We start from the raw sequence: 23,525 nt of genomic DNA, 5'->3' as shown, positions 1-23,525 counted from the left end.
TTTTTGATCACAATAATCAGTACGGCTGCGCCAGCCTGGACCTGGCCGCCGGGCGGTTTGTGGTCACCCAGGTAGAAGGTGCCGAACAACTGCAGGCTCTGTTGGAGCGGTGGTCACCTGCTGAGCTGCTGCTCAGCGAGGAACACGGCCTGCCAGGCCGCTGGGCCGAGCGCCCGGGCACCCGCAAACGCCCCGGCTGGGAGTTTGACGAAGACGCCGCCCGCCGTCAGTTGTGTCAGCAATTTCAGGTACAGGATCTGGCCGGTTTCGGTGAGCCAACCGCCGTGGCGGTCGCCGCTGCCGGCGCCCTGCTTGGCTATGCCAAGGAGACCCAGCGCGGTGAGCTGCCGCACATTACCGGCCTTGCCGTGGAAAGCTTTGACGACGCGGTGGCCATGGACGCGGCCACCCGCCGAAATCTGGAATTGACCGAAACCCTGGATGGCCAGGAACAACACACCTTGGCCTGGGTACTCGACAGCACCCAAACCGCCATGGGCGCGCGCCTGCTCAAACGCTGGGTACACCAGCCTTTGCGTAACCGCACCACCCTCACCAAGCGACAGGACCAGATCGACGCTCTGCGCCAGGGCTGGTGTTTCGAATCTGCCCGCGATGTGCTTAATGACATCGGCGACATGGAGCGGATCCTCGGCCGGGTGGCCCTGCGCTCTGCTCGCCCCCGTGACCTGACTCGCTTGCATGCCAGCCTCAAGGCGCTACCGCCGTTGATTGGCACTTTGCCCGCCGCCGACTGCTTCTTTGAGCTGATCGAGCGTATCGGTGATTTTCCGAATCAGGTGGAATTACTGGGCACCGCGGTGATTGAAAACCCGCCCATGCTGATTCGCGACGGCGGCGTGATTGCCCCCGGCTACAGCGCAGAGCTGGATGAGCTGCGCTCCATCAGCGAAAACGCCGGAGCTATTCTCGTGGACATTGAAACCCGTGAGCGCGAACGCACCCAGCTTTCCACCCTGCGGGTGAAGTACAACCGCGTGCACGGCTATTACATTGAACTGTCGCGCCGGGAATCCGACCAGGCGCCGGCGGATTACCAGCGCCGGCAGACCCTGAAAAATGCCGAACGTTTTATCACCCCGGAACTGAAAGAGTTTGAAGACAAGGCCCTGTCCGCGTCCAGCAAGGCGCTGGCGCTGGAAAAGCGTCTCTACGAAGCATTGCTGGAAAAAGTCGCCGCCGACCTGCATGCCCTGCAGCGCAGCGCCGCCGCCGTGGCCGAGCTGGATGTGCTGACCTCACTGGCCGAGCGCGCCGAAGCGCTCAACTGGGTGCGCCCGCAGCTGGTGGACGACGATTCCATTATCGAAATCGTCGATGGCCGCCATCCGGTGGTGGAGCAGGTATTGGACGATGCCTTTGTGCCCAATAGTCTGCACCTGGACGATGCCCGCCGCATGGTGATCATCACCGGCCCGAACATGGGCGGTAAATCCACCTATATGCGCCAAACCGCGCTGATTGCCCTGCTCGCCCACCTGGGCAGCTGCGTGCCGGCGGCCAGTGCCCGCATCGGCAGCCTGGACCGCATCTTTACCCGTATCGGCTCCTCCGATGACCTGGCCGGTGGCCGCTCCACCTTTATGGTGGAGATGTCGGAGACCGCCAACATCCTCAACAACGCCACCGCTCAGAGCCTGGTGCTGATGGACGAAATCGGCCGAGGCACCAGTACCTTTGATGGCCTGAGCCTGGCCTGGGCCGCCGCCGAGCACCTGGCTCGCAACCTCAAGGCGTTCACCCTGTTCGCCACCCACTACTTCGAGCTGACTCAACTGCCGGAGCAACTGCCAGGGATTTACAACGCCCACCTGACTGCCAGCGAACACGATAACCGCATTGTGTTCCTGCACCGGGTACAGGAAGGCCCGGCCAGCCGCAGTTATGGTCTGCAGGTGGCCCAGCTGGCCGGGGTGCCGGCGGGGGTGATCCAGCAGGCCGGTGAAAAACTGCGCGAGCTGGAAGCCGGGCAAAACCTGACGGTGAACGATGCACCGCCCACGGTCATCCCCACCGCCCGCACCCCGACAACGATGCCGGCCCAGGCCAGCCTGTTCAGTGAGCCCAGTGCCGTGGAGCACGCCCTCAAGGAACTGGACCCGGATGATTTGACGCCGAAGCAGGCGCTGGAGGCACTCTACAAGCTGAGAGGACTGCTTTAGCGCTGCAGGAACAGCGCTGGGTTGGTGGCACGACAAGCCCGGTGACGAGAAGCGAAAACCGTCAGACTTTACCCTGTTTTCGGGTTTGCCTTTCGAAACTCGCTTCTCGCAACTCGACCGGCACTCGGGGGTTCGCACCTCGAGAAGTGCTCCTGCAGGTGCTCCATCCCCCCGCCCGTGTCCTCTTCTGACTGCATGCGCTATATCCTTATATCAACGCTGCGTTTGCCTGCCTCTGGGCATATCGCTAGACTAGCGCCACCCCAAGCGAGACCGTGCCTGTTGCTGCTATAATCAGCTCTTGGCGCTGTACAAAATGAAGACACCTGGCGAGGACAGGATATGACGTTCGTAGTAGGTGAGAACTGCATTAACTGCAAACACACCGATTGTGTGGAAGTGTGCCCGGTAGACTGTTTCTACGAAGGCGAAAATTTTCTGGTCATCCACCCGGACGAGTGTATCGACTGTGCACTGTGTGAACCGGAGTGCCCGGTTAACGCGATCTTCTCGGAAGACGAACTGCCGGACGACCAGCAGGAGTTCCTGGAGATCAACGCGGATCTGGCAGAGAAGTGGCCGAACATTACCGAAATGAAAGATGCGCCGGACGACGCTGAAGAGTGGGACGGTGTGCCGAACAAGCGGGAGAAGCTGATCCGATAAGCGCGGATCACTTTTCTCCAGGCAAAATAAAAGGGCGGCATCCTGCCGCCCTTTTTGCGTCGAGTCATCCTGACCCTTTTGCGCTCACCGCAACATCCCTGTACTGCATTCCTTGCAAATCCTTGTGCTCAATTCCCTGAAGCACGGAAACACTATATCAACCGTATTTTGCTCTGTGGGTAAAATAAATATTAAAAGTCTGGGTGAAAACCACACAAACCCCAAAAAACTCAAATATAACAATGAGTTAATATTCTGATGCTCGCTTTTAAGGGTCAAAAACAGCGAAAAAACACTGTTTTTTCCTACAGCCTTGTAAGAGATCTCTTACAAGCTCGCGCCACCGCACCAGCCCCCTGCCCCCAGAGGGCTACATCCCGACGCTAAAAGGCGCCCAATCTTTTACATTTCCTCACTGCTTTTTACAGCACGGCGTCACACTTCTGGGTAGCATTAATTCTATGGAAAACGTGGTGTTACGCACACCGCCTAGCCAACCAGTATCCCCCCAAGGCGCTAGCAATAGCGCTCACAACCCCCCTCTTCCACCCCAATTTCGGAAGAGGGTTTTTTTTGCCTGAAATTCGCCCCATTTCACGCCAACGTGGCGTTTAACGCCGCACAGGCCTGCTGGAAATGCTCTTTCAGGGAATGAATCAAGGGCGGCGCACTGGCAAGGTCACCGCTGGAGGCCAGCGTTTCCAAGTCCATACACAGACCTGCAACATAAGTTGCCCCCAGGTTGCTGCTGCTGCCCTTGAAACTGTGTGCCTGGCTGCGCAGGGTATTCGCATCACCCTGCGCGAACGCCTGATCCAGCGCGGCCAGGCGTTGTTCGCCATCGCGTTGGAACGATTCGACCAGCATCTGGAAATCCTGGCCCATAATATCCTGCAATTCGGAAACGACCTCGACATCGAGGACCGATCTATCGTGCATCAACCTGCTCCGTCATCCTTTACGGCGGCTACCATAGCAGCTACAGAAAGCCTGTTTGTGTTACAGGGTAGAAATTTAAGCAACCACAGCCCGTCATGGCACCCGTCAAATCAGGAAAAAGTGACGGGCGGTAAAAGTCCGGATGAGCGGGCCCGCGCCACATCCTCCGGCTCATCCACGTCCCACAGGGGTGGCAAAACCCTGGTCTGCTCCGGGGTAAAACAGGATCGGCTGTCCTGTAACGCGTGGGGGCCACCAAACCGCACACCGCTGAAGCGGCCAGCGGACCAGAGCGATGCCTGGCTGCTTCCCAGCAGTACATAGCCACCGTCTTCACTGGCCCCGAACACCACGGGGGTGTGATCCAGCACATTCAGCGCCTGTTCAAAATAAGACTGATCCAGCAACAGGCAATCACTTCCGATGAGTAAAGCCCGGGAAGTGAGAGACAGGCCACGCGATAATGCCCCGGCCATCCGTTCACCCAGATCCTCACCCTCCTGCAAAAAACAGGACCAGCCCCGTGCCGCCGCCTCCTGCTGCAACTGCGCATCCGGCTTGTCGAGCCACAGCTGCACATCACCGGGAAACGCCTCAGCGGCAGCAAACGTCTGCCAGAGTAACTGCTGATAAATCTGCAAGGCACCATCGGCACCGAAACCAGGGATCAAACGGGTTTTAACCTGGCCTGGGTGAAGGGCACGGGCGAAAACAATCAGCAATGGCGTGGCGGTCACCTGGCATCTCCCCCGTAATAGTCGCGGTGCAGCGACTCCGGGCTGGCTCCGCGCCAGTAGCGAAAGCGCAGGCTCCACATCAACCAGATGGTTCGCCAGGGACCGTTGGCCTCCCAGCGGCGGCTGCTGGTGGTCAAGGGCGGGCGCAGGCACACCGGGCGCGCCAGCGCACGCAACCGGCGCGACAGGGCAATATCTTCCATCAATGGCTGCTCGGGAAACCCGCCCTGTTCACGAAACACATCACGGCGCACAAACAGGGCCTGGTCGCCGGTGGCGATCCCGGTAACACGGGAGCGCCAGTTCATCATCAAGGCGATAACACGAAACAGCGGCCGCGGCCGACTGAGGCGTACATCGAACCGCCCCCACACAGCGGTGCTGGCCACCCCATTCAGGGCGTCGCGATGCCGCGAGTCGAGCACGGTATCAGCATGAACAAACCAGAGCCACACACCGCTGGCACACACCGCCCCGGTATTCATCTGGATGCTGCGCCCCTGCTCGCTGGCCAGCACCGTGTCCGCTAGCTGCCGGGCGATATCCATGCTGGAGTCGCTACTGCCGCCATCCGCCACGATCAATTCGTCACCGTCACGCAGCGCAGCGCGCAGTCGTGCCAGTGACCCGGCCAGGGTATCCGCCTCGTTCAGCACCGGTACGATGACACTAATGCGGCTCATTCCAGCGAACCACCACAGCTACTTCCCGCCCCTGCCGTGCAACCGAAACAGTGGTCGGCCACATAAATCGGCTCGCCCTCAATATCGTCTTTCAGCAAGCTCGACAGATGCTGGTGACCTTCGTGGTGGCCTTGCGGCATGTCCAGCATCTGGTTGAAGTCACAATCGTAGAGATAGCCCTGGTAATCCACGCTCACCATGGAGCGGCACATCAAGGCCGGCAGGGTGTCGCGATTGTAGCTGTCGCGCAGCAGCTGCATGTAGTCGTTGAACTGATCATGGGCCAGCAACACCGCACCGAAACGACTGATAGGCATGTTGGTAATCGTCAGCAAATGATTGAAACGCAAACCGAAATGCGTCATCAATTCACGCTTGTAGTCAGCTTCGAGGGCAGCCTGTGGAGGCGGTAACGTCGCGCCGGTGGAGTTATAGACAAGGTCCAGCACCTTGTCGTCCCCGTAGCCTTTCTCGTTCAGGCGGCGAATGGCTTCAAGGCTGCCCTGAAACACGCCCTTGCCCCGTTGCTTGTTCACGTTTTCTTCGGAATAGCACGGCAGGGAGGCCACCACATGCACGTCGTGGTCAGCCAAAAACTGAGGCAAATCTTCGTAGCCCGGCTCGAGCAGAATGGTGAGATTACAGCGGTCGATGACCTCCACACCGAGTGCATGGCATTCGCGCACCAGGTAACGAAAGTGGGGGTTCATCTCCGGCGCGCCGCCGGTCAGGTCGATCACCTTGATATCCCGCTTGCGAATGACCTGAAGAATCAGATCGATGGTGGCCTTGTCCATCAGCTCGGTGCGGGTGGGGCCGGCATTCACATGGCAGTGCACACAACTCAGGTTGCACAGATAACCCAGGTTTACCTGCAACACGGAAGTGGCATGGCGACGCAGTGGCGGAAAATCCGTGCTGCTTCGCACCAATAAATCGTGGGTGTCCTGCATATTTCACCTGTTTCAATTTCCTTAATGCTATCAATTGGATGCAGGCTTGTCGCAAACGTTACGTGAAGGGGGGGGGGGAATCGAGCTACGAGCTACGAGCTACGAGTTTCGACAAGATTGTGCCCCCGAGACGATAACAAGCATGAAGTGGCCCTGGTGGAGCCTGCAGGAGATTCAACTGACGGAACGACTGCTTACCGCCTCTCGCATAAAAAACAACCACCCGTTTCCTGAAAACTGGCGCCACCGCTGAAAGTCCTTACAATCAGCAGCCATGCCCCGGTAGCTCAGTTGGATAGAGCAAGCGCCTCCTAAGCGCTAGGTCGGACGTTCGAATCGTCTCCGGGGCACCAATTAAATCAGAAACTTACAGATGCCCACCCTCCCTGATAGGAACGCCGTAAGTGAAATGTAAGTGCAGCGGCACTTGTTAAGGGCAAACAGCTACAAACAACTGCCGCCCTCCCCTAGCCAATCTCCCACACAAAAAAGCCGCTACGGACTACAGATCCGCAACGGCTGCATTGTTATCGTTTGCTTGTCCGGTGCCAGCCAGAACGGCTAACGACTTTCTTGTCAGTGACTCCGCGCCGGGCCTTGCCCGCTTATGGACTCCATGGTCATATGGACTCAACAACAATAACGGGGCGGCTTGCATCAGGCCTCCCTTTCAGAATCAACTCGCATGTGGCAAATAAACGAGGAAAAGCAATGTTCAAAATGATGATGGGCCTATGCGCTGCTGTCTTTTTGGTTGGCTGTAATCAAGGAAACGACGTCGCTTTCGTCGATTTTCAGTCTCGTGAGATTAGGATGGTTACAGGGGACGGCCGAGTTTCCGTATGCGGGAGGGACAGATCCTCCGACGAACTAAAGTTAGTTTGTACTCCTTGGGCGCAACCAGAAAACAAGCAGGCTCAGTGACTACGCGCCGGGCTTTACTTAAACCTCAAATGCTTTACTAATAGGCTGATTGGCTTAAATTCTATGGTTCTGCACTATTTCAAACGCGGGGGAGAATAATTATGAAGCCTGTTATACCAATGATTTTTGTTGTTTTTGCCTTAGGGGGATGCTTCGGCGACAGCTTGCAAACAGTTAGGCTAGACGATTACTCAGTGATGGTAATAGACCAGACGAAAAGGACTGCCGCCATCTGTACCAAGAAGAGTAGTGCAGCTTTTAGCGGTAAACCAGGGCTTGTCAGTTGTGGCGATTGGTCTCGGATAGATTAGCCTCTTACCGGCCAGCCCCCCATATTACCCCGATAAGCAAAAAGAATAGGCTAAGCACTAACAAGGAAAGAAACCGATGGAGGCAGTCGTATGTTCGGCCCTCGGCTTTTTGGTCGGCGCATTCACTGGGCATCGCCTTGCTATAGGTCGCGACAAACGCAAAGAATTCAACGAGTCTGCTGACACTATCGTTCTCGCTCTCAGTACCCATGGCAGAATCAGTGATGCTAGCATTATTCACTTCGAGCGCAGGGCTAGTTTGTTCACTAGGTGGCGCTTCAACCGTGCTTTGGGCCAGTACCGGCGAATATACAAAGAGGGGTGCGAGCAAGACCCAAAGACAGGTGAAATACTTTTTACGGGTTCTTATAAACAACTTAATACCGCCGCAAATCGCATAAAGCGGGTGTGCAAATGGCGTTAGCTTTTCTTTTTGCATGGCACTCCCTCACACCATTTCAAAAACTGTTCACTAATCCACTCCGGCTCCCATTCCAGCCATTGGCAGCACTGGCGCAGCATGGGGCCACAACTGACCACATCGTCAAAGGCTTGCTGTCCTTCCTCAAACTGGCCGGACAGCCTCAAGGGCTTCTCTAGCCAATACTTAGCCGCATCGTCCAGCATTAGGCCAAGGGCAGCCGTCCACAGCCTTATATAGGGGTGAGGGTCGCGCTCGGGATCTCCTTCTATACCAATGCTGTAGTGGTCGATATAGGCCGTCACGGCTAGCTATCCGTCCACACTACGCCGGGCAGTGCGAACAGGGAGGCAGGATGGTTACGAATCCAGCAGCCGGGTTTAAAGCCGCCAGCTCGTGCGAATGCCTCACCGTGGGCAATCCAAAAGCGACATATTTCTGTATCACTGTAGCGCTCCGCCCCGGTGCCATCCTTGAACAGGGATTCAACGTGGAGCGGCATGGTCACTGCCGTCCTGGGCTTTCTCTTTGGTCTGGGCATCACATCACCGGAGTCTCAATCCCAAGATTCAGGGCGCGAATACTGGCTAACATTTGCGCTCTGGCGTCTCTCTCAATTTTTACGCAAGGGTGTGGGCGGCTCTGCCCGAAACGGTCTAGGTCTGTTAACCCTTCTTTGGCGATAATCCCGCGACACTCGTTAACCCTGTCGAAACACTCAACCGCAGCGGTGAGCAGAACCACGCCGTCGGGATCGAAGATGTCGTAATCTTGTTGCAACTTACTGAACAGCTCCTGCCCTTTGTCGGTCAGGTGTGACGGTGTTTCGCTCGTCATGTTCGGCTCTCCAATATCATAGTTGATCGTGTACCGGGGAATCTGCGTGAGACTTTTGGCGCGCTCTGGGAAACGCTCGCAAAGGTTTTGCATATGCCCCGCCCCCTTAATAGGGTGGCCCTGTGCCCGAAACTATTGCCGATTGCCAGCGTCATGGCAGCCAGCCCCTGAACGGTTGGGCATCAGGGCCAATTCGGTCAGCGCTTGAACAGCTTGCTCAGAACGCCTTTCTTCTCTCCGCTCAGGTCAATGTCTGGGTATGCCTCTTTAATCAGCACATCCAGAATCAACGCGATTCGAGCAATGTTCTCTGGTGTGGCGTCCAGCTTGGGGCTCAGCCCTAGCTTGTCCATTGCGTCCAGTTGCTCGGGAGTAGGATTGAAATAAGCCATAATCACATCACCTGCACGACGGCTTCGGATTCATGGTGGAAACGGAAACGGCGCTCACATAGCACGCCAACCATATTGGTCTGCCAAAGGCTGGTCAGTTGCGCCGGGCTGGTCGGGCTCTCTGCCAGTTCAACGCTGGCATGGGTGGCAGGGGTCAGGAACAGGCCGCCATTCGCCACAGCGATACGGTCACAGGCGAAGCCCAGCAGGGCCGGGGCGCTGGAATCGTCCTCGATGCAAGGCACCACATGCACGCCGGGGATAAACTCACCACCGTTAACGCTCATGCCGTTGTCACTGGCCATAGCTAGACGGCGGCAGACCGCGCCGGTGCTGGCAATAACGTAATGCTCAGAATTCGGCAGGGCTTCCAGCAGGCTTGTCAGATCCGCAACAGTGTCAGACGTTGCGGTGATCGTGCTGGCAGGGGTCGCTACGCTTTGAATGGTGGAATTACTGCCACCCACTACAGCGTTGCGAAGCTCATTCTCGAACATGCGACGGCCAGCGCTGCCGGTAGTCATTCCCAGCTCTTTGCTGATTGCAGCAAGCCCGGCCACTTTCAGCTCTGGCAAATTGCTACGGTTCAGGCTGCTTTTAACCAGTGGCTTGGGGTCGCCTTCGTCCACGTTGGAGCCAATGGCACCACTTGCCGCCACTACCGCCCCCAGATCCTCCGGCAGCTCTTTCGAGTAAGCCAGCAGGGAGCCCAGCAGGTCAGCATTGCGAACACTCGACAGATAGTTTTGAGCAATACGCTCGCCGCCTTCGGTGTCCCAAATGCCGGTCAGGGACGTATAAGCCGCTTTATCTACCAGCCACTCGAATGCAGCAATGGAAGGATTGAACGCCTTGTTTGCGCCTTTTACGAACGGGGCAAGGGCATCTTTAGCCGTAGCGTTGCCGTTGGTGGCCATGATTCGGGCCAGGTCAGAAAAGCCGCGCTGGGTGTTCTCTCGAAACTCCCGCATGGTTTCCAGCCGCGCTTTCTTCTCAATGCGCATCCAGTGGTTCACCGCGTAGTCTGAGCCGTATTCATGGGCGTCATCAGACGCCAGCAATGTATCTTCAATCATATAGGTAATCTCAATTGGTTAACTTATACCTATAGTCTAATGCTTGCCATCGTGCCCCGCATGGGCCTTTATGGGCTTTTCATCTTGCGGCCATCCACTGCGCCAGATCCGTGAGGGCATAGCTCACGCGCCCACCTTTCGGGCCGGGCAATCGACGGAATGCCGGGCCTCTCTGGTCGTGCGCATCGCTACGCGCATTTTTTAGGGTGCGGGGGCTGAGTCCCAGCAGCTTCGCCGCGTCATCGGGGGCAAGCCGTGCGTCTGGTGTCATTGGCAAGCCTTCGCGCTGCACTGCCTCCAGCAGGGAATTCATAACGGCTTGGATTTGCTCAGGGTCGATATGTCGGGTCATGGTCTTGTCCGTGTTCGTTAGCCTGTTCTGGTGTGACGGGAGTGACGGGTTTCTCTACATTCCTCACAGCGGGAAAACAGATAATGGCGAGCCAATACTTTGTTTTTCCCTTATGTGTCATGTTGGAAAAAGCGTCACATCCGTCACACTCTCCGCGCTAGGTGGGGGGCTGTTGCGCGTTGGCAGTCGATTCCAGTGATATATCGAGCTTTACCAGTCCGGTAACGCTGGAACCCCAGAGCCTCAAGGCGGTCGCTAAAGCCTTTAAGGCTCAGTTTTTTGCTGATACCGCTCTCAGTTGCCCACTGGCTGTAAGCGTTAAAAAGTCGCTTGGGTTCGATCCTACCGATAGGGTCAACTTCACACTCATCGTCAACGAACTGTGCAACTTGGTCAGCCTCTAGGCGCCACCTGTTGCGAGCAGCTTTGCAGCTTTCGGGAATGGTGAACGCCCCTCGGGCAACAACACCTGCATACGCATTAAGAGCTAGGTTCAGGATGCCTGGCAGTTCAGCCATCAGTTTCTCCCTCAGCAGCGGGTCGCAATTTCCAAGCTCTGGCTTGAACTTGTTATTGAACTCCACCACAAGTGCGCGTCGGAACAGGCCGTCACTAAAGTCACGGGTGTGAGGCATGTGGTTGGTACCAAACCAACAGGTAGAGAAAGGGCGCATCTCGAAGGGGTTGCGGAACTTATGCTCAACCGTTGCTGGCTCACCTGAGACAATGCCTTTCAGGCTGGCATCGTCCATCTTTTCGCCTTGCTTGATCTCAGTAACGATATTCACAAGCTTTAAGTGGAGGTGGGCACGCTGAAACGGATTATCAAAGCGGGAAGGTTGAACACCGGCCACGTTGGCGGATCCCGCTAGTGCCTCAAGCACTGCCAGCAGCACTGACTTTCCATTGGCTCCGCCGCCTACAAGAATTACAAACAACTCATAGTTGCAGTGCGCCATCAGCGAGTAGCCAATTGCCTCAAGCAAAGCCTGCACCTTCTGTTCGACGTCATCGTCACCCTTAAACACTTCGGCCAGGAATTGCTGAAATCGAGGCGCTGTTGCATTTGGGTCGAACTTCACCGGCACCTGAGTAGTGCGGTAATGTTCCCGGTTGTGAGGCTCCAACTTCCAGCCATCAGCGGATAGCATCAGCTCACCATTGGGGCAGTTAACACATTCAGCTGGGCCTTGGTTGAACTCAAGCTCGGGTTGGTAGGTTTCCGTTAATAACAGGTCGGTAACACTGTCCACAACGGATTTGCGCACATCTGCACCATTATCTGACAGATAGCCCTGCACCCACTGCCTGACCGCTCTGCTCTCCTGTTGCTGCCAGAATCCACGCTCGCTCCAGCGCATTACTGAAGCAGCGGTGGTAATAACGTTGTCCCTGCCAATCTCAGAAGCTAAAGCACATGCATGAGCAAGATCATCGTCAACATCGTGGTTCGCCATGCTTTGCTCTGCTTCTTTGAGAGTGCCTAACGGGATGCCAGTGTGCTTTTTAATGGTATTAAATAGCTGTCGCTTTGCGGTTGGCTTGAGGGTCACAGCCTCCAGCACGATAGCATCCACCTCATCTGGGGCAGAGTCGCCATCTAGGGCGCGGGCTGCGGCCATCAACTCTACATGGCCCCGCCCCTTAAGGGCTTGAGCCTCTTTAATCAGAGCATCTACGTCATCAATCATTGAGAAGCCCTCCAATCTTTCGCAACCTTTCCTTGGCCTTAGTCGCTCGCTCAGGGTCGACAAGCTCACCACGCGCAGCATCAAACCGCATGCAAGCCAGCACAGCACGTTCGTGGTCTGCATGTGCCCGAAGGCGCTCCATCTTCCAGTGAGGCAAGCCCGGCTTGTTATGGCTACGCATTCCTTCGGGGAACAAGTCACCAAGGCTCAGGCCAACAGCCATTAGCACGTCACTAGTTGGACAACCGGCGAAGCAATGCACCAGCAAGCGGCCATCGTCGCACTCCTTAATGGATAGACTCGGGGTTCGATCATCATGCGCAGGACAGCAGGCTATATAGCTTCCTTCACCAGTGCTGCGCACTTTTTCCAGGCGGTTGAGAAGCCTTTGTGCTGGGGTCATCACTTCACCCCCTGCATAGTCAGCGCATGGCGCAGGCCGTCACGGTGTGTCTGGCTCAAGTGGTAGCGGCCATATCGGCAAGCCTGCCCGTAGCGGTCTTGGCCCTGGAGGGTTTCGCAATCAATCCATAAGCCCAAATCTTTAAGCCTGCTTATATAGGCCGGGGCATTGGTGGTGCCAATGACAGCATCAAGGTCGCGCCGATTTACAGGCCCTTTCAGCAGAACATCAACGGCACGGCGCAGCCGGGCACTGTCGTTTGTCTTGGCTAGAATTGCGCTATAATCAGGGTGCTTGTTTTGATATTGGGCCTCGCTACCGACTGCAATCGGAGTGGGGCTTTTTTGTGTCTGGTTCACTGGGGCACCTCCGCTGCAAGTCGGGCCAGCAGATCCGCATCAACGCCGACGCGGTGAGCGATAGACTCAAGTGCGCGTTGCCGGTCGAACCAGTGCCTAAGCTTGTGGGCTTGCTGAATTACAACGGCAATTTCACCAACAGATGAAACAGGGCGCAGGTCGATAAGGCCGCTATTCTCGCGGAAGGCTTGGAAGTGGTTCATGCGCTGGCCTCCTGCTCTTTTAGCTCGCGGAAGGCTTCTTCTTGCTCAAGCGTGATGACTCGGCGAGCGCCGATTTTTACAGATCCCAGCTCACCTTTGGCGATGCTGTTATATACAGAATTGCGGCCAATGCCCCATCGCTTTGCAAATTCGTCGATTGAGTAGGCGCGCTTGTGGTTGGTTGTTTCCATTTTCGTTTACCCGTAGTTGCTTGCTTGTCTACGGGTAATGATGGGATTTAAGATATAGAGAATATTGGCAAGCAATCTGTGGACAACTTAGAAGCCAGTAGCCACGCGGGATTCAACCTGTTAATTACCTTGATCTGATCCCCCGCGAATCTGTTTTTGCGCTTGTATATGACCTTCAAGGTCATCAACGGAAATTTTGTTTTCTTTAATGAATCGGTAATACCAGTTCTTCGCTGTTCCTCCAGAGAATCCGGCACCATTACCGGGAAAGTCCATTTCCTTCGCGATGTCATCAAACATACCAGAATCAACGCCCTGCCCCTTGATGCGGCGCTTGAGAACACGATCAAACACCGCCTTCCCGTGACGCCGGTATCTCATCTCGTCAGATGCCCGCTTATTCTTGCGTCCTACCTCCAGCGCATCATCCAGCGTCCTAGCCTCAAAGTCGTGCCAACGCACAATGCCGTTGTATACCGCATCAGCTAGCCAGTCAGGCATCACCAGCCCGTGACGGGCGCAGGCCGCCAAGGCATAAGGCAAGGCGGTTTTGTCGCCGCTTTCGTGCTTCTCCCGGTGTTCCTCAACAATCTGCATGGCCTCGAACTGGCGGCCACTACAGCGTAGATCTAGCAGATCCTCATTGTTCTGGTGTGAATATGCCCAAGCCTCGGCTGCGGTTTTAAATTTCATCCCTCACCCCCAAAAGCCATATCCAGGGCTTTCGCTTTGTGGTCTGGTGACAAGTGCGCATAAACCAGCGTCATTTTAATGTCGGCATGGGTCATCAATTCGCGCACAGTGTTAATGTCCACACCAGCCATAACCAAACGGCTGGCGAATGTGTGGCGCAGGTCGTGGAAACGGAAGTTTTCAATCCCGGCATCTTCCAGAATCGCCGCAAAGCCCTTTTTAACGTCCGTCAGTGGGCCGCCAGTGATTGGGGAATGAAATACCGTCGTGTAATCGCCCCATTGTCGCCTGCATTGCTCCAGCACCGCACAGGCTTCACGGGAAAGCGGTAACACGGCTGGCTCGATTTGCTTGCCTGCCTTACGCCGGGAATGAGACGTCTTGCCGATGATTTTCCGAATCTGCCGCTTTTCCAGATCCACATGATCCCAAGTTAGGCTAAACAGATCGCCACGGCGAAGCCCGGTATTCAGCGCCAGCAGAATCATCGGTTTCAGGTGGTCGGCATAATCCTCAGCCGCAATTACAGGGGAAAGCTCGTAACCTCTCGCCGCCTCCCATGTTCGCTTTCGCATTCTTGCGGCTCTTGCTTCGCGCTCACGGGCACCTAGTGCTTCACGCAACCGCAATTCTTCATCATCAGACAGATAGCGAACCTTGGCCTCGCTGGGCTTGTCTGCCAGTGTCGCCTTAACTCGATATTGGGTTAACTGGTGCGAAGGGATGACCTTTGTCGCCACGGCATGATTCAGCAGGGCTTTCAGGTAAGTCAGCTCCCGGCGCTGGGTTTCCAGTTTGACGCTGGTGCGGTTTCGCCGCCATTTCGCCATATCCAGTTCGGTAATTTCGGCCATGGGCTTGTCTAGTACATGGGCAAAGGCACGCTTGATACTGGCAATGAATGCCTTGTGGCTGGCTATATTCGCTTCGGCATGAGCCTTAAACGCGCCATCCAGATACGCGCCCAGCGTGCTGTCTGCTACCGCCTTTTTCTGGCGGCGTTCCGCTTGGAAGTCGTGGCCGCTCGCAGCCTTGCCCAGAGTCTCACGGGCCTTATTCCTAGCCTGAGCCAAAGTTAACTGGCTGGCATCACCCACTCTCTCACGCTTGCCCCGCGCGATTTCCACATAGAAGGTTTTGGTGCCAGACGGCTGCACACGAACCAGCAGCCCTTTGACTGACTGCTTACTGCCTTTGTCTCGCACCTCATAAGGCCCAGAGTCACGCCCTGACAAGCCTGATATGGTGTTACTGGTGAGTGTTGCCGCCATGGCCAAAAAGTCCGTAAGTGCAATGTAAGTGCATTTCATTGTATCACGAGCAAACAGGCAAAAACACAAACAACCGTAAGCAACTGTTTTATATGGACATAGACCCCAACCAACAAGAAGGCAAAGGCGGCAAAATGCGCCTCCTAAGCGCTAGGTCGGACGTTCGAATCGTCTCCGGGGCACCATCTTTCCCTTATTGCCTGCATCACCTTTTTGCATCAATCCGATCAACTAACTGCTCTGGCTCCCTTTTTCCCTTTGCCGGACACTATCTCGCCGCGCACGGATACCAGGATTCAGCATGACCCACGACACGCGCTCCTCTTCGCCACTCAGCCCGCTTCTCGTGTTGCTGATGGCGACTACCACCGGTCTGGTGGTGGCCAGCAACTATTACGCCCAGCCGCTGCTACATACCATCGCAGATCAACTCAGCCTGAGTTATGCCAAGGCCGGCATCATCGTGACCACCGCCCAGGCCAGCTATGCAGTGGGGCTGATCCTGCTGGTGCCACTCGGCGATCTGGTCGAGCGCCGCCGCTTGATTGTGATCATGATGCTGCTGGCCATGGTCGGCTTGCTGGTCAGCGCCAGCGCCCGTTCGTTGCCGATGCTGTTGGCAGGCACCGCCATGACCGGGGCGTTTTCCGTGGTTGCGCAGGTGTTGGTTCCTTTTGCGGCCACACTGGCGCCACTGGAAACCCGCGGCAAGGTGGTGGGCACGGTGATGAGCGGGCTGTTGTTGGGCATTCTGCTGGCACGCACCGTGGCGGGAGCGCTGTCCACCCTGGGCGACTGGCATACCGTTTACTGGGTTGCCGCTGCGCTTATGTTACTCAACACCCTGGCACTGTGGCGCTTGCTGCCCCGCTACCATCAACCCGCTTCGCTCCATTATGGCCAGCTGATTACCTCCATCATCGGGCTGTTTGCGCGGCACAAGGTGTACCGCCAACGTTCCGTGCTCGGCTTTCTGGGCTTTGCCATGTTCAGCGTGCTGTGGACGTCGCTGGCATTCCTGCTGTCCGCTGAACCCTGGTCCTTCAATGATGCCACCATCGGCCTGTTCGGCCTGGCGGGGGCGGCGGGCGCCCTGTCTGCTCGCCACGCCGGCGTACTGGCCGACCGGGGTCACGGCCACCGGCTGACGATCGCCGGTATTGTCATCCTGCTGCTGTCCTGGGGATTGCTGGGGCTGGGAGGCACCTCACTCATCGCCTTGCTCGCCGGCATTGTGCTGCTGGACCTGGCCCTGCAAGCGGTTCACATCACCAATATGAACATGGTGTTTTCGCTGGATGAAAGCGCCCGCAACCGGCTCAACTCCGGGTACATGTTCCTGTATTTCCTGGGCGGCGCCTTCGGCTCACTGGCCTCTGCCGCCGCCTACGATGAACACGGCTGGTCCGGCGTTGTCATACTGGGGGCCGGCCTGGCTGTGGCGGCCCTGCTTTATAGCGGCTTGATGCTGGCCGAGGCACGCCGCCAGCACAGCCGTCACCCGGAAAGTTGACCGGGTTTTACACCCTGGTGATTTACCGCTTCGCCCAAGTCCTCTAGATTAAGGTCTCACGTCGGATAAAAAGGGAATTTCGATGAAATTACTGGGACTGTTGCAACTGGCCGTGGCGATCTACGCCATCGTAATGATTATCCAATCATCCGCAGAAACCGGCGCCAAGGTGCTGTGGGTGCTGCTGGTGCTGATTGTGCCGCTGATCGGCCTGATTATCTGGGCTCTGATGGGCCCGGGTTCACCCCTGAAGCGCTAGCCTTGGCTTCACCGGAGGCATCCGCCAGCTCGCGAACCTCAGCGGATTGCTGCCAGGCGCCCGGCGTCTGGTAGTAGCCGTGGGCAATGCCCTGAAAGCGGGGCTGATTGATCACGCGCTGCAAACGGCGCAGTGAGAAATAGGGAATATCCCGAAGAATGATATTGGCCAACCAGGCCGGCAAGGCTCCACCCGGATCCAGCACCACCTCAATGGTAACTTTCACCCTCCCCGGTTCGCCCGGCGAAAAGCGGTAATAGCCCTCCATCTGCGGCATACGCACGTAGCCGGCCTGCTCCGGATAAGCACCTGAATGCAAGGCGAAGGGCATTACCAGGTCCAGCGTGTCCGGCTCCTGGTAGAAGGTCACCCGCAGGGGAGCATCACGGTCTTTCACCGGCCACGGCAAGCGGGTAGTTACGTAGACGTCGCGTTGATAGGGGGAATTGCGCTTCAGGTCGCGAATTTCCGACACCATGTGCATAAACGAAGCAACGGCGTCGTAATCATCCAGCAAAGCACCGATGGCATTGAAGTCATTCACCCGCAAATCGGCCACGCCCCGGAAAGTTTTCAGGCGTGAGGTATCATCGTCCTGGCGAAACACCTGGACGGCGTCCCGATCGGTGACCAGCACCCACTCCCCCTCTTCGGCCAGCACCGGCACCGCGACCAGTGATAACACCAGCAGGATTGTCAGTTTTTTTATCATCATCATCCTGACCAATATGGCGCACGACCTTCCCGGTATTGCGCTATCTTTACCGCTCTGTCTTTATTGTTTTTCTACAGGCACTCTTCGCTGTACTGGAACTATCTCGCTGCGCCAAGATATTAAACAGCCTGTTTAAGCGGCTACTTTATAACCAAGAGAGTAACGATTGTATCCCGGCAAACAGGCAGTTCGTGATCAAGACCACACAAATAATGGCATTTTGCCATGGCCGCCAAGCAGCGAGCCTATAAATAGGGCTCCATCATATGAGCCAGTGCATTGCGCACCCGCCGCCAAGGCGCCATTTGTCGAAAGCCGGCCTGATCCAGCCGCTGTGACAGCGCGATCCGCTCATCCAGCGCGTCATCAATCTGCTCCGCCAGCTCCTCCCCATAACATTCCAGATCAAACTCGAAGTTCAATCTCAGACTGCGGGCATCCCAGTTCCCGGACCCCAACATGACCCAGTGCTGATCCACCGTCATCACCTTGCTGTGGTCAAAAGGCGGTGGCGACAGGTACAACTCAGCCCCCTCCGATACCAGCCAGTGCAAGGCATGCAGACTGGCCCAATGAACCAGCCGCAGGTTGTTTTTGCGAGGAATCACAATTTGTACCCGCACCCCTTTCAGCAACGCCAGTTGCAATGTCGCCAGCAAGGTCAGGTCGGGTACAAAATACGGGGTGACGATGCGAATACGGGATTCGGCGCTGCCAATAGCCGCCAGCAGCGTCATGCGGCGCTTGTCGAAATCCGCGTCCGGCCCGGCGCTGATGCCCCGCGACTGCACATTGCCCAGCCAGGCCGGACCACGGTAACTGGTGTCCAGCAACTCGCCACTGGTGAAATACCAGTCTGCGGCAAAGCTGCGCAATAACTGCCCTACCACCGGCCCTTCAATACGGGCATGTAAATCGGTAATTTTCGGCGGCTGCTGTATATAACCGGCCCGGATGTTCATGCCACCGGTAAAGCCATAACGGCGGTCAACCACCATGAATTTGCGGTGATTGCGCAGATTCAGATACGGCATGCGCCAAGGGGCCAGGGAATACAGAAAACGTTCCACCGGCACCTTGCCACGGCGCAGGCGCCAGACCACCGATGGCAGGGAATACAGAGCGCCGACGCCGTCCACCAACACCCGCACCTTGACCCCACGGGCCACTGCCGAGGCGAGCGCGTCGGCCAGCGGTTTGCCGGCGGCATCGTTGCCGAAAATATAGGAGGCCAAATAAATGCTTTCTGTCGCATTGTGGATGGCATCCACCATGGCCTGGTAAGCGCCGGGGGCATCCAGCAGGGTAATACGGTTGCCATCGGTGAGTGGCAAGTGGGTCAACCGCCCCACCAGGCGGCTGAGAATTTTCAGGTGTTTCAGGTCCGGTTCCGGCTCGGCCGCGATGCGCCAGCCATCATTGCTGTCAATCAGGCCACCGGTAAGCTGGCGTGCCCGCCGGCGAATGCGATTGACCCCCAGCATGTAATAGAGCAGCGCGCCCAACACCGGCACCAGCCAGACCAGCCCGGTCCAGGCCGCTGCGGCACGGGCATCGCGTTTATTCTGAGCGACATGCACTGTCACCGTCACCGCCAAACCGATACTGATAGCCGCCGCCACATAGGGCCAATAAGGGTCCAGCATCGTCAATAATGCGTCGATTTCAGCGGTCCAGTAAGTGACATCCAAAGGCATTCAGCTCCGTCCCTGAAACGGGTATCCGCCCAACGATAGCATAACCGGCGGGCCCCGCGTCCGCCGGGCTTTGCGCTTTGCGCGCCGCTTCCCTAGAATACGCTCTCTTTTGGAACACTGGTCGGCTGGCGCCTATTAAACAGCGTGCAGAAAATGACCACTCTCCTCCCCGATCAGGCTGGGGGGCGATCCGTTCCAAGTCCTCTGCGTCGCCTCGCCGACGCACGTTAAACGGGCCAAACAGGTCCAACTCAGCGCCAGCCGCCGCTGGCCATCAGTAGTAACGACTAATTCCGCTGGTTTAGGCAACCAGTGTACCGGTGTTGACGGCGTTATCGTCATGCCGGCGCATGATGAGGAGCGATACCATGCCCGAAACCAATACGGTTATTCCGCTGCACCAGGACACTCGCGAGAGCACCGACAAGCTGGCTCAATCTTTTGAACACGGCTACGACGAACCCCGCCGGTTCAAGGTCTACACGGCCCGCCAGCTCGACAAGATCGAGCCGCTCAAACGCCTGGACGACGAGACCCGCTTTGCCATGGACGTGGTCGCCAATGTGCTGCCGTTTCGGGTCAATGAGTACGTCATCAATGAGTTGATCAACTGGGACAACGTACCCAATGATCCCATCTACCAGCTCACCTTTCCCCAGAAAGGCATGCTGGCCCCGGAGCACTTCGACAAGGTGGCCGACGCCATGCGCGGCGGCGACAAGGCGGAAATAAAAGCCGCCATCGCCGAAGTCCGTGACGCCCTGAACCCGCACCCCGCCGGGCAGATGGAACACAACATGCCGGAAGTGGACGGCGAGAAGATCGATGGCGTTCAGCACAAGTACAATGAGACCGTGCTGTTTTTCCCCAGCCAGGGTCAAGTGTGTCACAGCTACTGCACTTTCTGCTTCCGCTGGGCCCAGTTCATCGGTGACAACGATCTGAAAATCGCCACCAAGGAAGCCGGCCAGCTGAAGAAATACATTCAGGCCCACCCGGAAATTTCCGATGTGCTGATCACCGGTGGCGACCCGCTGGTCATGAAGACCAAGAACCTGCGCGCCCATATCGAACCGCTGCTGGAACTGGAACAGATCCGCACCATCCGCATCGGCTCCAAGGCACTCACCTTCTGGCCACAACGCGTGGTGTCCGATGCCGACGCCCAGGACCTGCTGGACCTGTTCGAGGAAGTGATCGCCAGCGGCAAACACCTGGCACTGATGGCGCACTACAACCACTGGCAGGAACTGGAAACGGACATCGCCCGGGAAGCCGTACGCCGGGTACGCGCCACCGGGGCCGTGATCCGCGCCCAGGGCCCGCTGCTGGCACACATCAACGACAACGCCGACGACTGGGCGCGCCTGTGGCAGACCCAGGTCGAGCTGGGCATCATCCCCTACTACATGTTTGTGGAGCGTGACACCGGCGCCCGCCATTACTTTGAAGTGCCCCTGGCCAAGGCCTGGGAAATCTATCGCGACGCCATGAAACAGGTCTCCGGCATCGCCCGCACCGCGCGAGGCCCGAGCATGTCCAGCCACCCGGGCAAGGTGGAAATCCAGGGCGTGACCGAAATCAACGGCGAGAAAGTCTTCGCCCTGCGTTTCATCCAGGGCCGTAACCACGACTGGGTTCAGCGTCCCTTCTTCGCCAAGTACAACGAGGAAGCCACCTGGCTCAACCATCTGGAACCGGCCTTCGGCGAAGACAAGTTTTTCTTTGAAGACGAGCTGGCGGAGATGGAGAGCGAGTAAGGATCAGTTGATAGTGGATAATTGACAGTTGACAGCTACGCGGAAAAGCGTGGAATTGATCTGAAAGTAAAGAGGCCGCATCCAAAGTTTGGGCGCGGCCTCTTGCGTTTAGGTCTAAACCGACCTCTTATCGCGTCGCTGTCAACTTTCCACTATCAACTTTCAACTGCTTTTCCTTACCGCTGAATGACAGCAATAATGAATTCACCCAACTCAAGGAGAGTCCGATGAAGAAAATTCTCGCCAGTGCATCTGCTGCCGCTCTGCTGACCGGTTGTCTTGGTCAGAACGCCCTGTTCGATACTGTCCAGGACTGGAATGCCACCGCCACCAACAACAAATTCGTCAACCAGGGCATCTCTTTTGTGTTCTGGTGGGTGCCGGTTTACGGCCTGTCGTTGCTTGGCGACATCATCATTTTTAACTCCATCGAGTTCTGGACTGGCACCAACCCGATCAGCAAGGAAGGCGCCAAGGTCGCAGGGACCACCGAGACCGTGACCGACGGGTTGGGCAATGAAGCCGAACTGACCTACCACGCAGACGGCTCCATCACCGTGGTGGCCGCTGAGGAAAGCTACACCCTGATCAAACAGGACGGGAAGGTCATCAAAGTGCAGGACGACAAGCGCGAAGTGCTTGGCTCGGTGATGATGTAAGCCAAACCCAGGCGTTGTCGCCGAAGGCATAAAAAAACCGAGAAGCGAGTTACGAGAAGCGAAATGCAAAACCGGTTTTAGCTTCTCGTAGCTCGTAGCTCGTAGCTAAAAGCAACCTTCCATTCCGCCGCTACAACAACCGCGACAAGGTCACCAGCGCCTGCTCCACCCGGTTGTCCCACTTCACGGCGCAATTCAGCCGCAGACAGTTGGCGAATTTTCCGGAGGCGGAGAATAACGAGCCGGGCGCAAAACTCACCCCGGCTTCCAGTGCCTTTTCCATCAGCTCCGTGGTATCCACTTCTCCCGGCAATTCCACCCACAACACGAACCCTCCCGCAGGCCGGCTCACCCGGGTCTGTTGCGGAAACAACTGCGTCACCCGCTCGGTCATTCTTGCCACACCCCGCGCATGCTCACCGCACAGCTGGCGCAGAAACCGGTCGTAATGGCCGCGTTCCAGATAGCGTGCCAGCACCAGCTGTGAGGGTGTGGCCACCGATACCGTATTGATGAATTGCAGATGCTGGGCCTTTTCCCGATGACGCTCCGGCGCCACCAGCCACCCCACCCGCAGGCCTGCAGACAGGGTTTTTGACGAAGACGAACAGTAATACACCAAACCATTTTTATCCCAGCTCTTCACCGGGCGAGGTCGGGGTCCGCTCAGCGGCAGATCCCCGTAGATATCATCTTCCACCAACGGCACCTTGTGCTTCGACAACAACGCCAACAGGGCCTGTTTGCGTGCGTCGGAAAGCCTGACCCCAAGCGGATTGGAAAAATTCGACACCACCACACAGGCCGAAACTTTCCACCGGTCCAGCGCCAGGGTCAGGGCTTCCAGGGAAATCCCCTCCACCGGGTCGGTGGGAATTTCCAGTGCCTTCAGGCCCAGCGAATCGATCACCTGCAACAGGCCATAATAGGTGGGCGATTCAATCGCCACGGTGTCGCCGGGTTGGGTCGTCAGCTTGAGCGCAATGGCCACGGATTCCTGGCAGCTATTGGTAATCAGCACATCCTCCGGGCTCACCTCACACTGCAGCCCCGCCAGCCGCCGGGCAACCTGGGTGCACAGCTCCGGCGCCCCGGGCGGAAAGGCATAGCCCACACAGCGACGTCGTTCTTCACGCAGCACGCTGTGAAACATCCTTTCCATGGTAGCCACCGGCATATATTCCGGCGCCGGCACCGCCGCTCCCAGGTTCACCACCGACGGGTTATTCACACTCTGCAATATCTGCAGCACCCGCTCCTGGCCGGTAATCCGTCGCGGCCGCCGACTTGCCGTGGTCACCCGGGGGGCCTCGCGCACCACCGGCGGCTGGCGCACGTAGTAACCGGATCGCGGACGGGCTTCCAGCACACCACGCTGCTCCAGCTCCCGGCAGGCATTCACCGCCGTGGACACACTGACCTGTTGCTGCTCCGCCAGCACCCGCACCCCGGGCAGGCGACTGCCCACCGGGTACACCTGATCCCGGATCAGGACCTGCAGACGATCCGCCAGGCTTTGATACAACGTCATGAGATAAATACCCGATACAGTTTTTCGCATAACAACCAGTACAGATTACTATCCTTACAATCTGTACCGCTTCAATATTATTTTCTTATATCTGTATTGGCATGCG

26 protein-coding genes and 1 tRNA gene are annotated in these 23,525 nt (G+C 57.1%); 7 read left to right on the top strand and 20 right to left on the bottom strand.

Annotated elements, in window-relative coordinates; genetic code table 11:
• Together mutS and fdxA are read left to right on the top strand one after the other, a co-directional pair.
• Positions 1-2,183: DNA mismatch repair protein MutS (gene mutS / locus A3730_RS11535; RefSeq protein ID WP_063538097.1), on the top strand; the 2,183-nt coding region annotated here is incomplete at its 5' end.
• Between the two features lie 342 nt (positions 2,184-2,525).
• Complete coding sequence (gene fdxA / locus A3730_RS11530; protein ID WP_063519003.1) at positions 2,526-2,849, top strand: ferredoxin FdxA; 324 nt, start codon at positions 2,526-2,528, stop codon at positions 2,847-2,849.
• Between the two features lie 594 nt (positions 2,850-3,443).
• On the opposite strand, the gene A3730_RS11525 is transcribed toward fdxA, so the two are convergent.
• From A3730_RS11525 to arsS, 4 genes are all read right to left on the bottom strand, one after another.
• A complete protein-coding gene (locus A3730_RS11525) occupies positions 3,444-3,788 on the bottom strand; it encodes an Hpt domain-containing protein (RefSeq protein WP_063520375.1) in 345 nt (114 codons plus the stop codon).
• Between the two features lie 110 nt (positions 3,789-3,898).
• Positions 3,899-4,525, bottom strand: coding sequence for a TIGR04282 family arsenosugar biosynthesis glycosyltransferase (locus tag A3730_RS11520; protein WP_063520376.1), 627 nt, complete (start codon positions 4,523-4,525; stop codon positions 3,899-3,901).
• The gene (locus A3730_RS11515; RefSeq protein ID WP_063520377.1) at positions 4,522-5,208 is read right to left on the bottom strand and encodes a TIGR04283 family arsenosugar biosynthesis glycosyltransferase; all 687 of its coding nucleotides are present in this window, start codon (positions 5,206-5,208) and stop codon (positions 4,522-4,524) included. The genes A3730_RS11520 and A3730_RS11515 overlap by 4 nt, the downstream gene beginning before the upstream one ends.
• Complete coding sequence (gene arsS / locus A3730_RS11510; protein ID WP_063520378.1) at positions 5,205-6,161, bottom strand: arsenosugar biosynthesis radical SAM (seleno)protein ArsS; 957 nt, start codon at positions 6,159-6,161, stop codon at positions 5,205-5,207. Before arsS ends, A3730_RS11515 begins: the two co-directional genes overlap by 4 nt.
• Positions 6,162-6,437: 276 nt before the next feature.
• Between arsS and A3730_RS11505 the strand changes: the two genes are divergently transcribed.
• Positions 6,438-6,514, top strand: a tRNA-Arg gene (locus A3730_RS11505).
• Between the two features lie 886 nt (positions 6,515-7,400).
• Here A3730_RS11505 and A3730_RS30375 read toward each other — a convergent pair.
• The 13 genes from A3730_RS30375 to A3730_RS11430 form a co-directional block, all read right to left on the bottom strand.
• Positions 7,401-7,835 carry a hypothetical protein gene (locus A3730_RS30375; RefSeq protein WP_063539441.1) on the bottom strand — a complete coding sequence of 145 codons (435 nt, stop codon included), beginning with the start codon at positions 7,833-7,835 and terminating at the stop codon, positions 7,401-7,403.
• Positions 7,817-8,122 (bottom strand): hypothetical protein, encoded by a 306-nt coding sequence (locus tag A3730_RS11490; protein ID WP_063520381.1) that lies wholly within the window; start codon positions 8,120-8,122, stop codon positions 7,817-7,819. The genes A3730_RS30375 and A3730_RS11490 overlap by 19 nt, the downstream gene beginning before the upstream one ends.
• 2 nt (positions 8,123-8,124) lie before the next feature.
• Positions 8,125-8,319: a hypothetical protein gene (locus A3730_RS11485; RefSeq protein ID WP_063520382.1), complete on the bottom strand. Its 195-nt coding sequence runs from the start codon at positions 8,317-8,319 to the stop codon at positions 8,125-8,127.
• Between the two features lie 38 nt (positions 8,320-8,357).
• A complete protein-coding gene (locus tag A3730_RS11480; RefSeq protein WP_063520392.1) occupies positions 8,358-8,654 on the bottom strand; it encodes a hypothetical protein in 297 nt (98 codons plus the stop codon).
• Positions 8,655-8,851: 197 nt separating this feature from the next.
• Positions 8,852-9,046, bottom strand: coding sequence for a hypothetical protein (locus A3730_RS11475; protein ID WP_063520383.1), 195 nt, complete (start codon positions 9,044-9,046; stop codon positions 8,852-8,854).
• Positions 9,047-9,048: 2 nt separating this feature from the next.
• Positions 9,049-10,122: a hypothetical protein gene (locus tag A3730_RS11470; RefSeq protein ID WP_063520384.1), complete on the bottom strand. Its 1,074-nt coding sequence runs from the start codon at positions 10,120-10,122 to the stop codon at positions 9,049-9,051.
• 79 nt (positions 10,123-10,201) lie between these two features.
• Complete coding sequence (locus A3730_RS11465; RefSeq protein WP_063520385.1) at positions 10,202-10,474, bottom strand: DNA-binding protein; 273 nt, start codon at positions 10,472-10,474, stop codon at positions 10,202-10,204.
• 143 nt (positions 10,475-10,617) lie between these two features.
• A complete protein-coding gene (locus A3730_RS29685) occupies positions 10,618-12,165 on the bottom strand; it encodes a phage/plasmid primase, P4 family (RefSeq protein WP_197468677.1) in 1,548 nt (515 codons plus the stop codon).
• A gap of 402 nt (positions 12,166-12,567) precedes the next feature.
• On the bottom strand, positions 12,568-12,927 hold the full coding sequence (locus A3730_RS11450; protein ID WP_063520387.1) for a hypothetical protein: 360 nt from the start codon (positions 12,925-12,927) through the stop codon (positions 12,568-12,570).
• On the bottom strand, positions 12,924-13,130 hold the full coding sequence (locus A3730_RS11445) for a hypothetical protein (protein WP_063520388.1): 207 nt from the start codon (positions 13,128-13,130) through the stop codon (positions 12,924-12,926). The genes A3730_RS11450 and A3730_RS11445 overlap by 4 nt, the downstream gene beginning before the upstream one ends.
• Positions 13,127-13,321, bottom strand: a complete 195-nt coding sequence (locus tag A3730_RS11440) for a helix-turn-helix domain-containing protein (RefSeq protein WP_063520389.1) — start codon at positions 13,319-13,321, stop codon at positions 13,127-13,129. The genes A3730_RS11445 and A3730_RS11440 overlap by 4 nt, the downstream gene beginning before the upstream one ends.
• A gap of 120 nt (positions 13,322-13,441) precedes the next feature.
• Entirely contained in the window at positions 13,442-14,014 is a 573-nt protein-coding gene (locus tag A3730_RS11435; protein ID WP_063520390.1) for a hypothetical protein, read from the bottom strand.
• Positions 14,011-15,219 (bottom strand): site-specific integrase, encoded by a 1,209-nt coding sequence (locus tag A3730_RS11430; RefSeq protein ID WP_197477445.1) that lies wholly within the window; start codon positions 15,217-15,219, stop codon positions 14,011-14,013. The genes A3730_RS11435 and A3730_RS11430 overlap by 4 nt, the downstream gene beginning before the upstream one ends.
• A 367-nt stretch (positions 15,220-15,586) precedes the next feature.
• Here A3730_RS11430 and A3730_RS11425 point away from each other — a divergent pair, with 367 nt between their 5' ends.
• Together A3730_RS11425 and A3730_RS29680 are read left to right on the top strand one after the other, a co-directional pair.
• The gene (locus tag A3730_RS11425; RefSeq protein ID WP_063538095.1) at positions 15,587-16,798 is read left to right on the top strand and encodes an MFS transporter; all 1,212 of its coding nucleotides are present in this window, start codon (positions 15,587-15,589) and stop codon (positions 16,796-16,798) included.
• 82 nt (positions 16,799-16,880) lie between these two features.
• Positions 16,881-17,057 carry a PLDc N-terminal domain-containing protein gene (locus A3730_RS29680; RefSeq protein ID WP_007149801.1) on the top strand — a complete coding sequence of 59 codons (177 nt, stop codon included), beginning with the start codon at positions 16,881-16,883 and terminating at the stop codon, positions 17,055-17,057.
• Here the strand turns inward: A3730_RS29680 and A3730_RS11420 are convergent.
• Together A3730_RS11420 and A3730_RS11415 are read right to left on the bottom strand one after the other, a co-directional pair.
• Positions 17,014-17,775, bottom strand: a complete 762-nt coding sequence (locus A3730_RS11420) for an START domain-containing protein (protein ID WP_231880569.1) — start codon at positions 17,773-17,775, stop codon at positions 17,014-17,016. The two genes, A3730_RS29680 and A3730_RS11420, sit on opposite strands and share 44 nt — an antisense overlap.
• 242 nt (positions 17,776-18,017) lie before the next feature.
• Positions 18,018-19,469 carry a phospholipase D-like domain-containing protein gene (locus A3730_RS11415; RefSeq protein ID WP_063519434.1) on the bottom strand — a complete coding sequence of 484 codons (1,452 nt, stop codon included), beginning with the start codon at positions 19,467-19,469 and terminating at the stop codon, positions 18,018-18,020.
• Between the two features lie 368 nt (positions 19,470-19,837).
• Here A3730_RS11415 and A3730_RS11410 point away from each other — a divergent pair, with 368 nt between their 5' ends.
• The gene (locus tag A3730_RS11410; protein ID WP_197468594.1) at positions 19,838-21,229 is read left to right on the top strand and encodes a KamA family radical SAM protein; all 1,392 of its coding nucleotides are present in this window, start codon (positions 19,838-19,840) and stop codon (positions 21,227-21,229) included.
• 227 nt (positions 21,230-21,456) lie between these two features.
• Entirely contained in the window at positions 21,457-21,888 is a 432-nt protein-coding gene (locus A3730_RS11405; protein ID WP_063520745.1) for a DUF3332 family protein, read from the top strand.
• A gap of 130 nt (positions 21,889-22,018) precedes the next feature.
• On the opposite strand, the gene A3730_RS11400 is transcribed toward A3730_RS11405, so the two are convergent.
• Positions 22,019-23,419, bottom strand: coding sequence for a PLP-dependent aminotransferase family protein (locus A3730_RS11400; protein ID WP_063520746.1), 1,401 nt, complete (start codon positions 23,417-23,419; stop codon positions 22,019-22,021).
• Positions 23,420-23,525 lie beyond the last annotated feature (106 nt).

The organism is Alcanivorax sp. HI0044, assembly GCF_001634945.1.
Note: the sequence above shows the minus strand (reverse complement) of the source record. Positions and strands in the feature narration are given on the sequence as shown.

What these genes read in the sequence shown, in the direction of transcription:
- arsS (WP_063520378.1), bottom strand. Translation starts at nt 6,161, where the DNA reads ATGCAGGACACCCACGATTTATTGGTGCGAAGCAGCACGGATTTTCCG.
- A3730_RS11515 (WP_063520377.1), bottom strand. Translation starts at nt 5,208, where the DNA reads ATGAGCCGCATTAGTGTCATCGTACCGGTGCTGAACGAGGCGGATACC.
- A3730_RS11420 (WP_231880569.1), bottom strand. Translation starts at nt 17,775, where the DNA reads ATGATGATGATAAAAAAACTGACAATCCTGCTGGTGTTATCACTGGTC.
- A3730_RS11525 (WP_063520375.1), bottom strand. Translation starts at nt 3,788, where the DNA reads ATGCACGATAGATCGGTCCTCGATGTCGAGGTCGTTTCCGAATTGCAG.
- A3730_RS11410 (WP_197468594.1), top strand. Translation starts at nt 19,838, where the DNA reads ATGCCCGAAACCAATACGGTTATTCCGCTGCACCAGGACACTCGCGAG.
- A3730_RS11445 (WP_063520388.1), bottom strand. Translation starts at nt 13,130, where the DNA reads ATGAACCACTTCCAAGCCTTCCGCGAGAATAGCGGCCTTATCGACCTG.
- A3730_RS11440 (WP_063520389.1), bottom strand. Translation starts at nt 13,321, where the DNA reads ATGGAAACAACCAACCACAAGCGCGCCTACTCAATCGACGAATTTGCA.
- A3730_RS11415 (WP_063519434.1), bottom strand. Translation starts at nt 19,469, where the DNA reads ATGCCTTTGGATGTCACTTACTGGACCGCTGAAATCGACGCATTATTG.
- A3730_RS11470 (WP_063520384.1), bottom strand. Translation starts at nt 10,122, where the DNA reads ATGATTGAAGATACATTGCTGGCGTCTGATGACGCCCATGAATACGGC.
- A3730_RS11435 (WP_063520390.1), bottom strand. Translation starts at nt 14,014, where the DNA reads ATGAAATTTAAAACCGCAGCCGAGGCTTGGGCATATTCACACCAGAAC.
- A3730_RS11405 (WP_063520745.1), top strand. Translation starts at nt 21,457, where the DNA reads ATGAAGAAAATTCTCGCCAGTGCATCTGCTGCCGCTCTGCTGACCGGT.
- A3730_RS29685 (WP_197468677.1), bottom strand. Translation starts at nt 12,165, where the DNA reads ATGATTGATGACGTAGATGCTCTGATTAAAGAGGCTCAAGCCCTTAAG.
- A3730_RS11400 (WP_063520746.1), bottom strand. Translation starts at nt 23,419, where the DNA reads ATGACGTTGTATCAAAGCCTGGCGGATCGTCTGCAGGTCCTGATCCGG.
- A3730_RS11465 (WP_063520385.1), bottom strand. Translation starts at nt 10,474, where the DNA reads ATGACCCGACATATCGACCCTGAGCAAATCCAAGCCGTTATGAATTCC.
- A3730_RS11425 (WP_063538095.1), top strand. Translation starts at nt 15,587, where the DNA reads ATGACCCACGACACGCGCTCCTCTTCGCCACTCAGCCCGCTTCTCGTG.
- A3730_RS30375 (WP_063539441.1), bottom strand. Translation starts at nt 7,835, where the DNA reads ATGCAAAAAGAAAAGCTAACGCCATTTGCACACCCGCTTTATGCGATT.
- A3730_RS11475 (WP_063520383.1), bottom strand. Translation starts at nt 9,046, where the DNA reads ATGGCTTATTTCAATCCTACTCCCGAGCAACTGGACGCAATGGACAAG.
- A3730_RS11485 (WP_063520382.1), bottom strand. Translation starts at nt 8,319, where the DNA reads ATGCCGCTCCACGTTGAATCCCTGTTCAAGGATGGCACCGGGGCGGAG.
- A3730_RS29680 (WP_007149801.1), top strand. Translation starts at nt 16,881, where the DNA reads ATGAAATTACTGGGACTGTTGCAACTGGCCGTGGCGATCTACGCCATC.
- fdxA (WP_063519003.1), top strand. Translation starts at nt 2,526, where the DNA reads ATGACGTTCGTAGTAGGTGAGAACTGCATTAACTGCAAACACACCGAT.
- A3730_RS11480 (WP_063520392.1), bottom strand. Translation starts at nt 8,654, where the DNA reads ATGACGAGCGAAACACCGTCACACCTGACCGACAAAGGGCAGGAGCTG.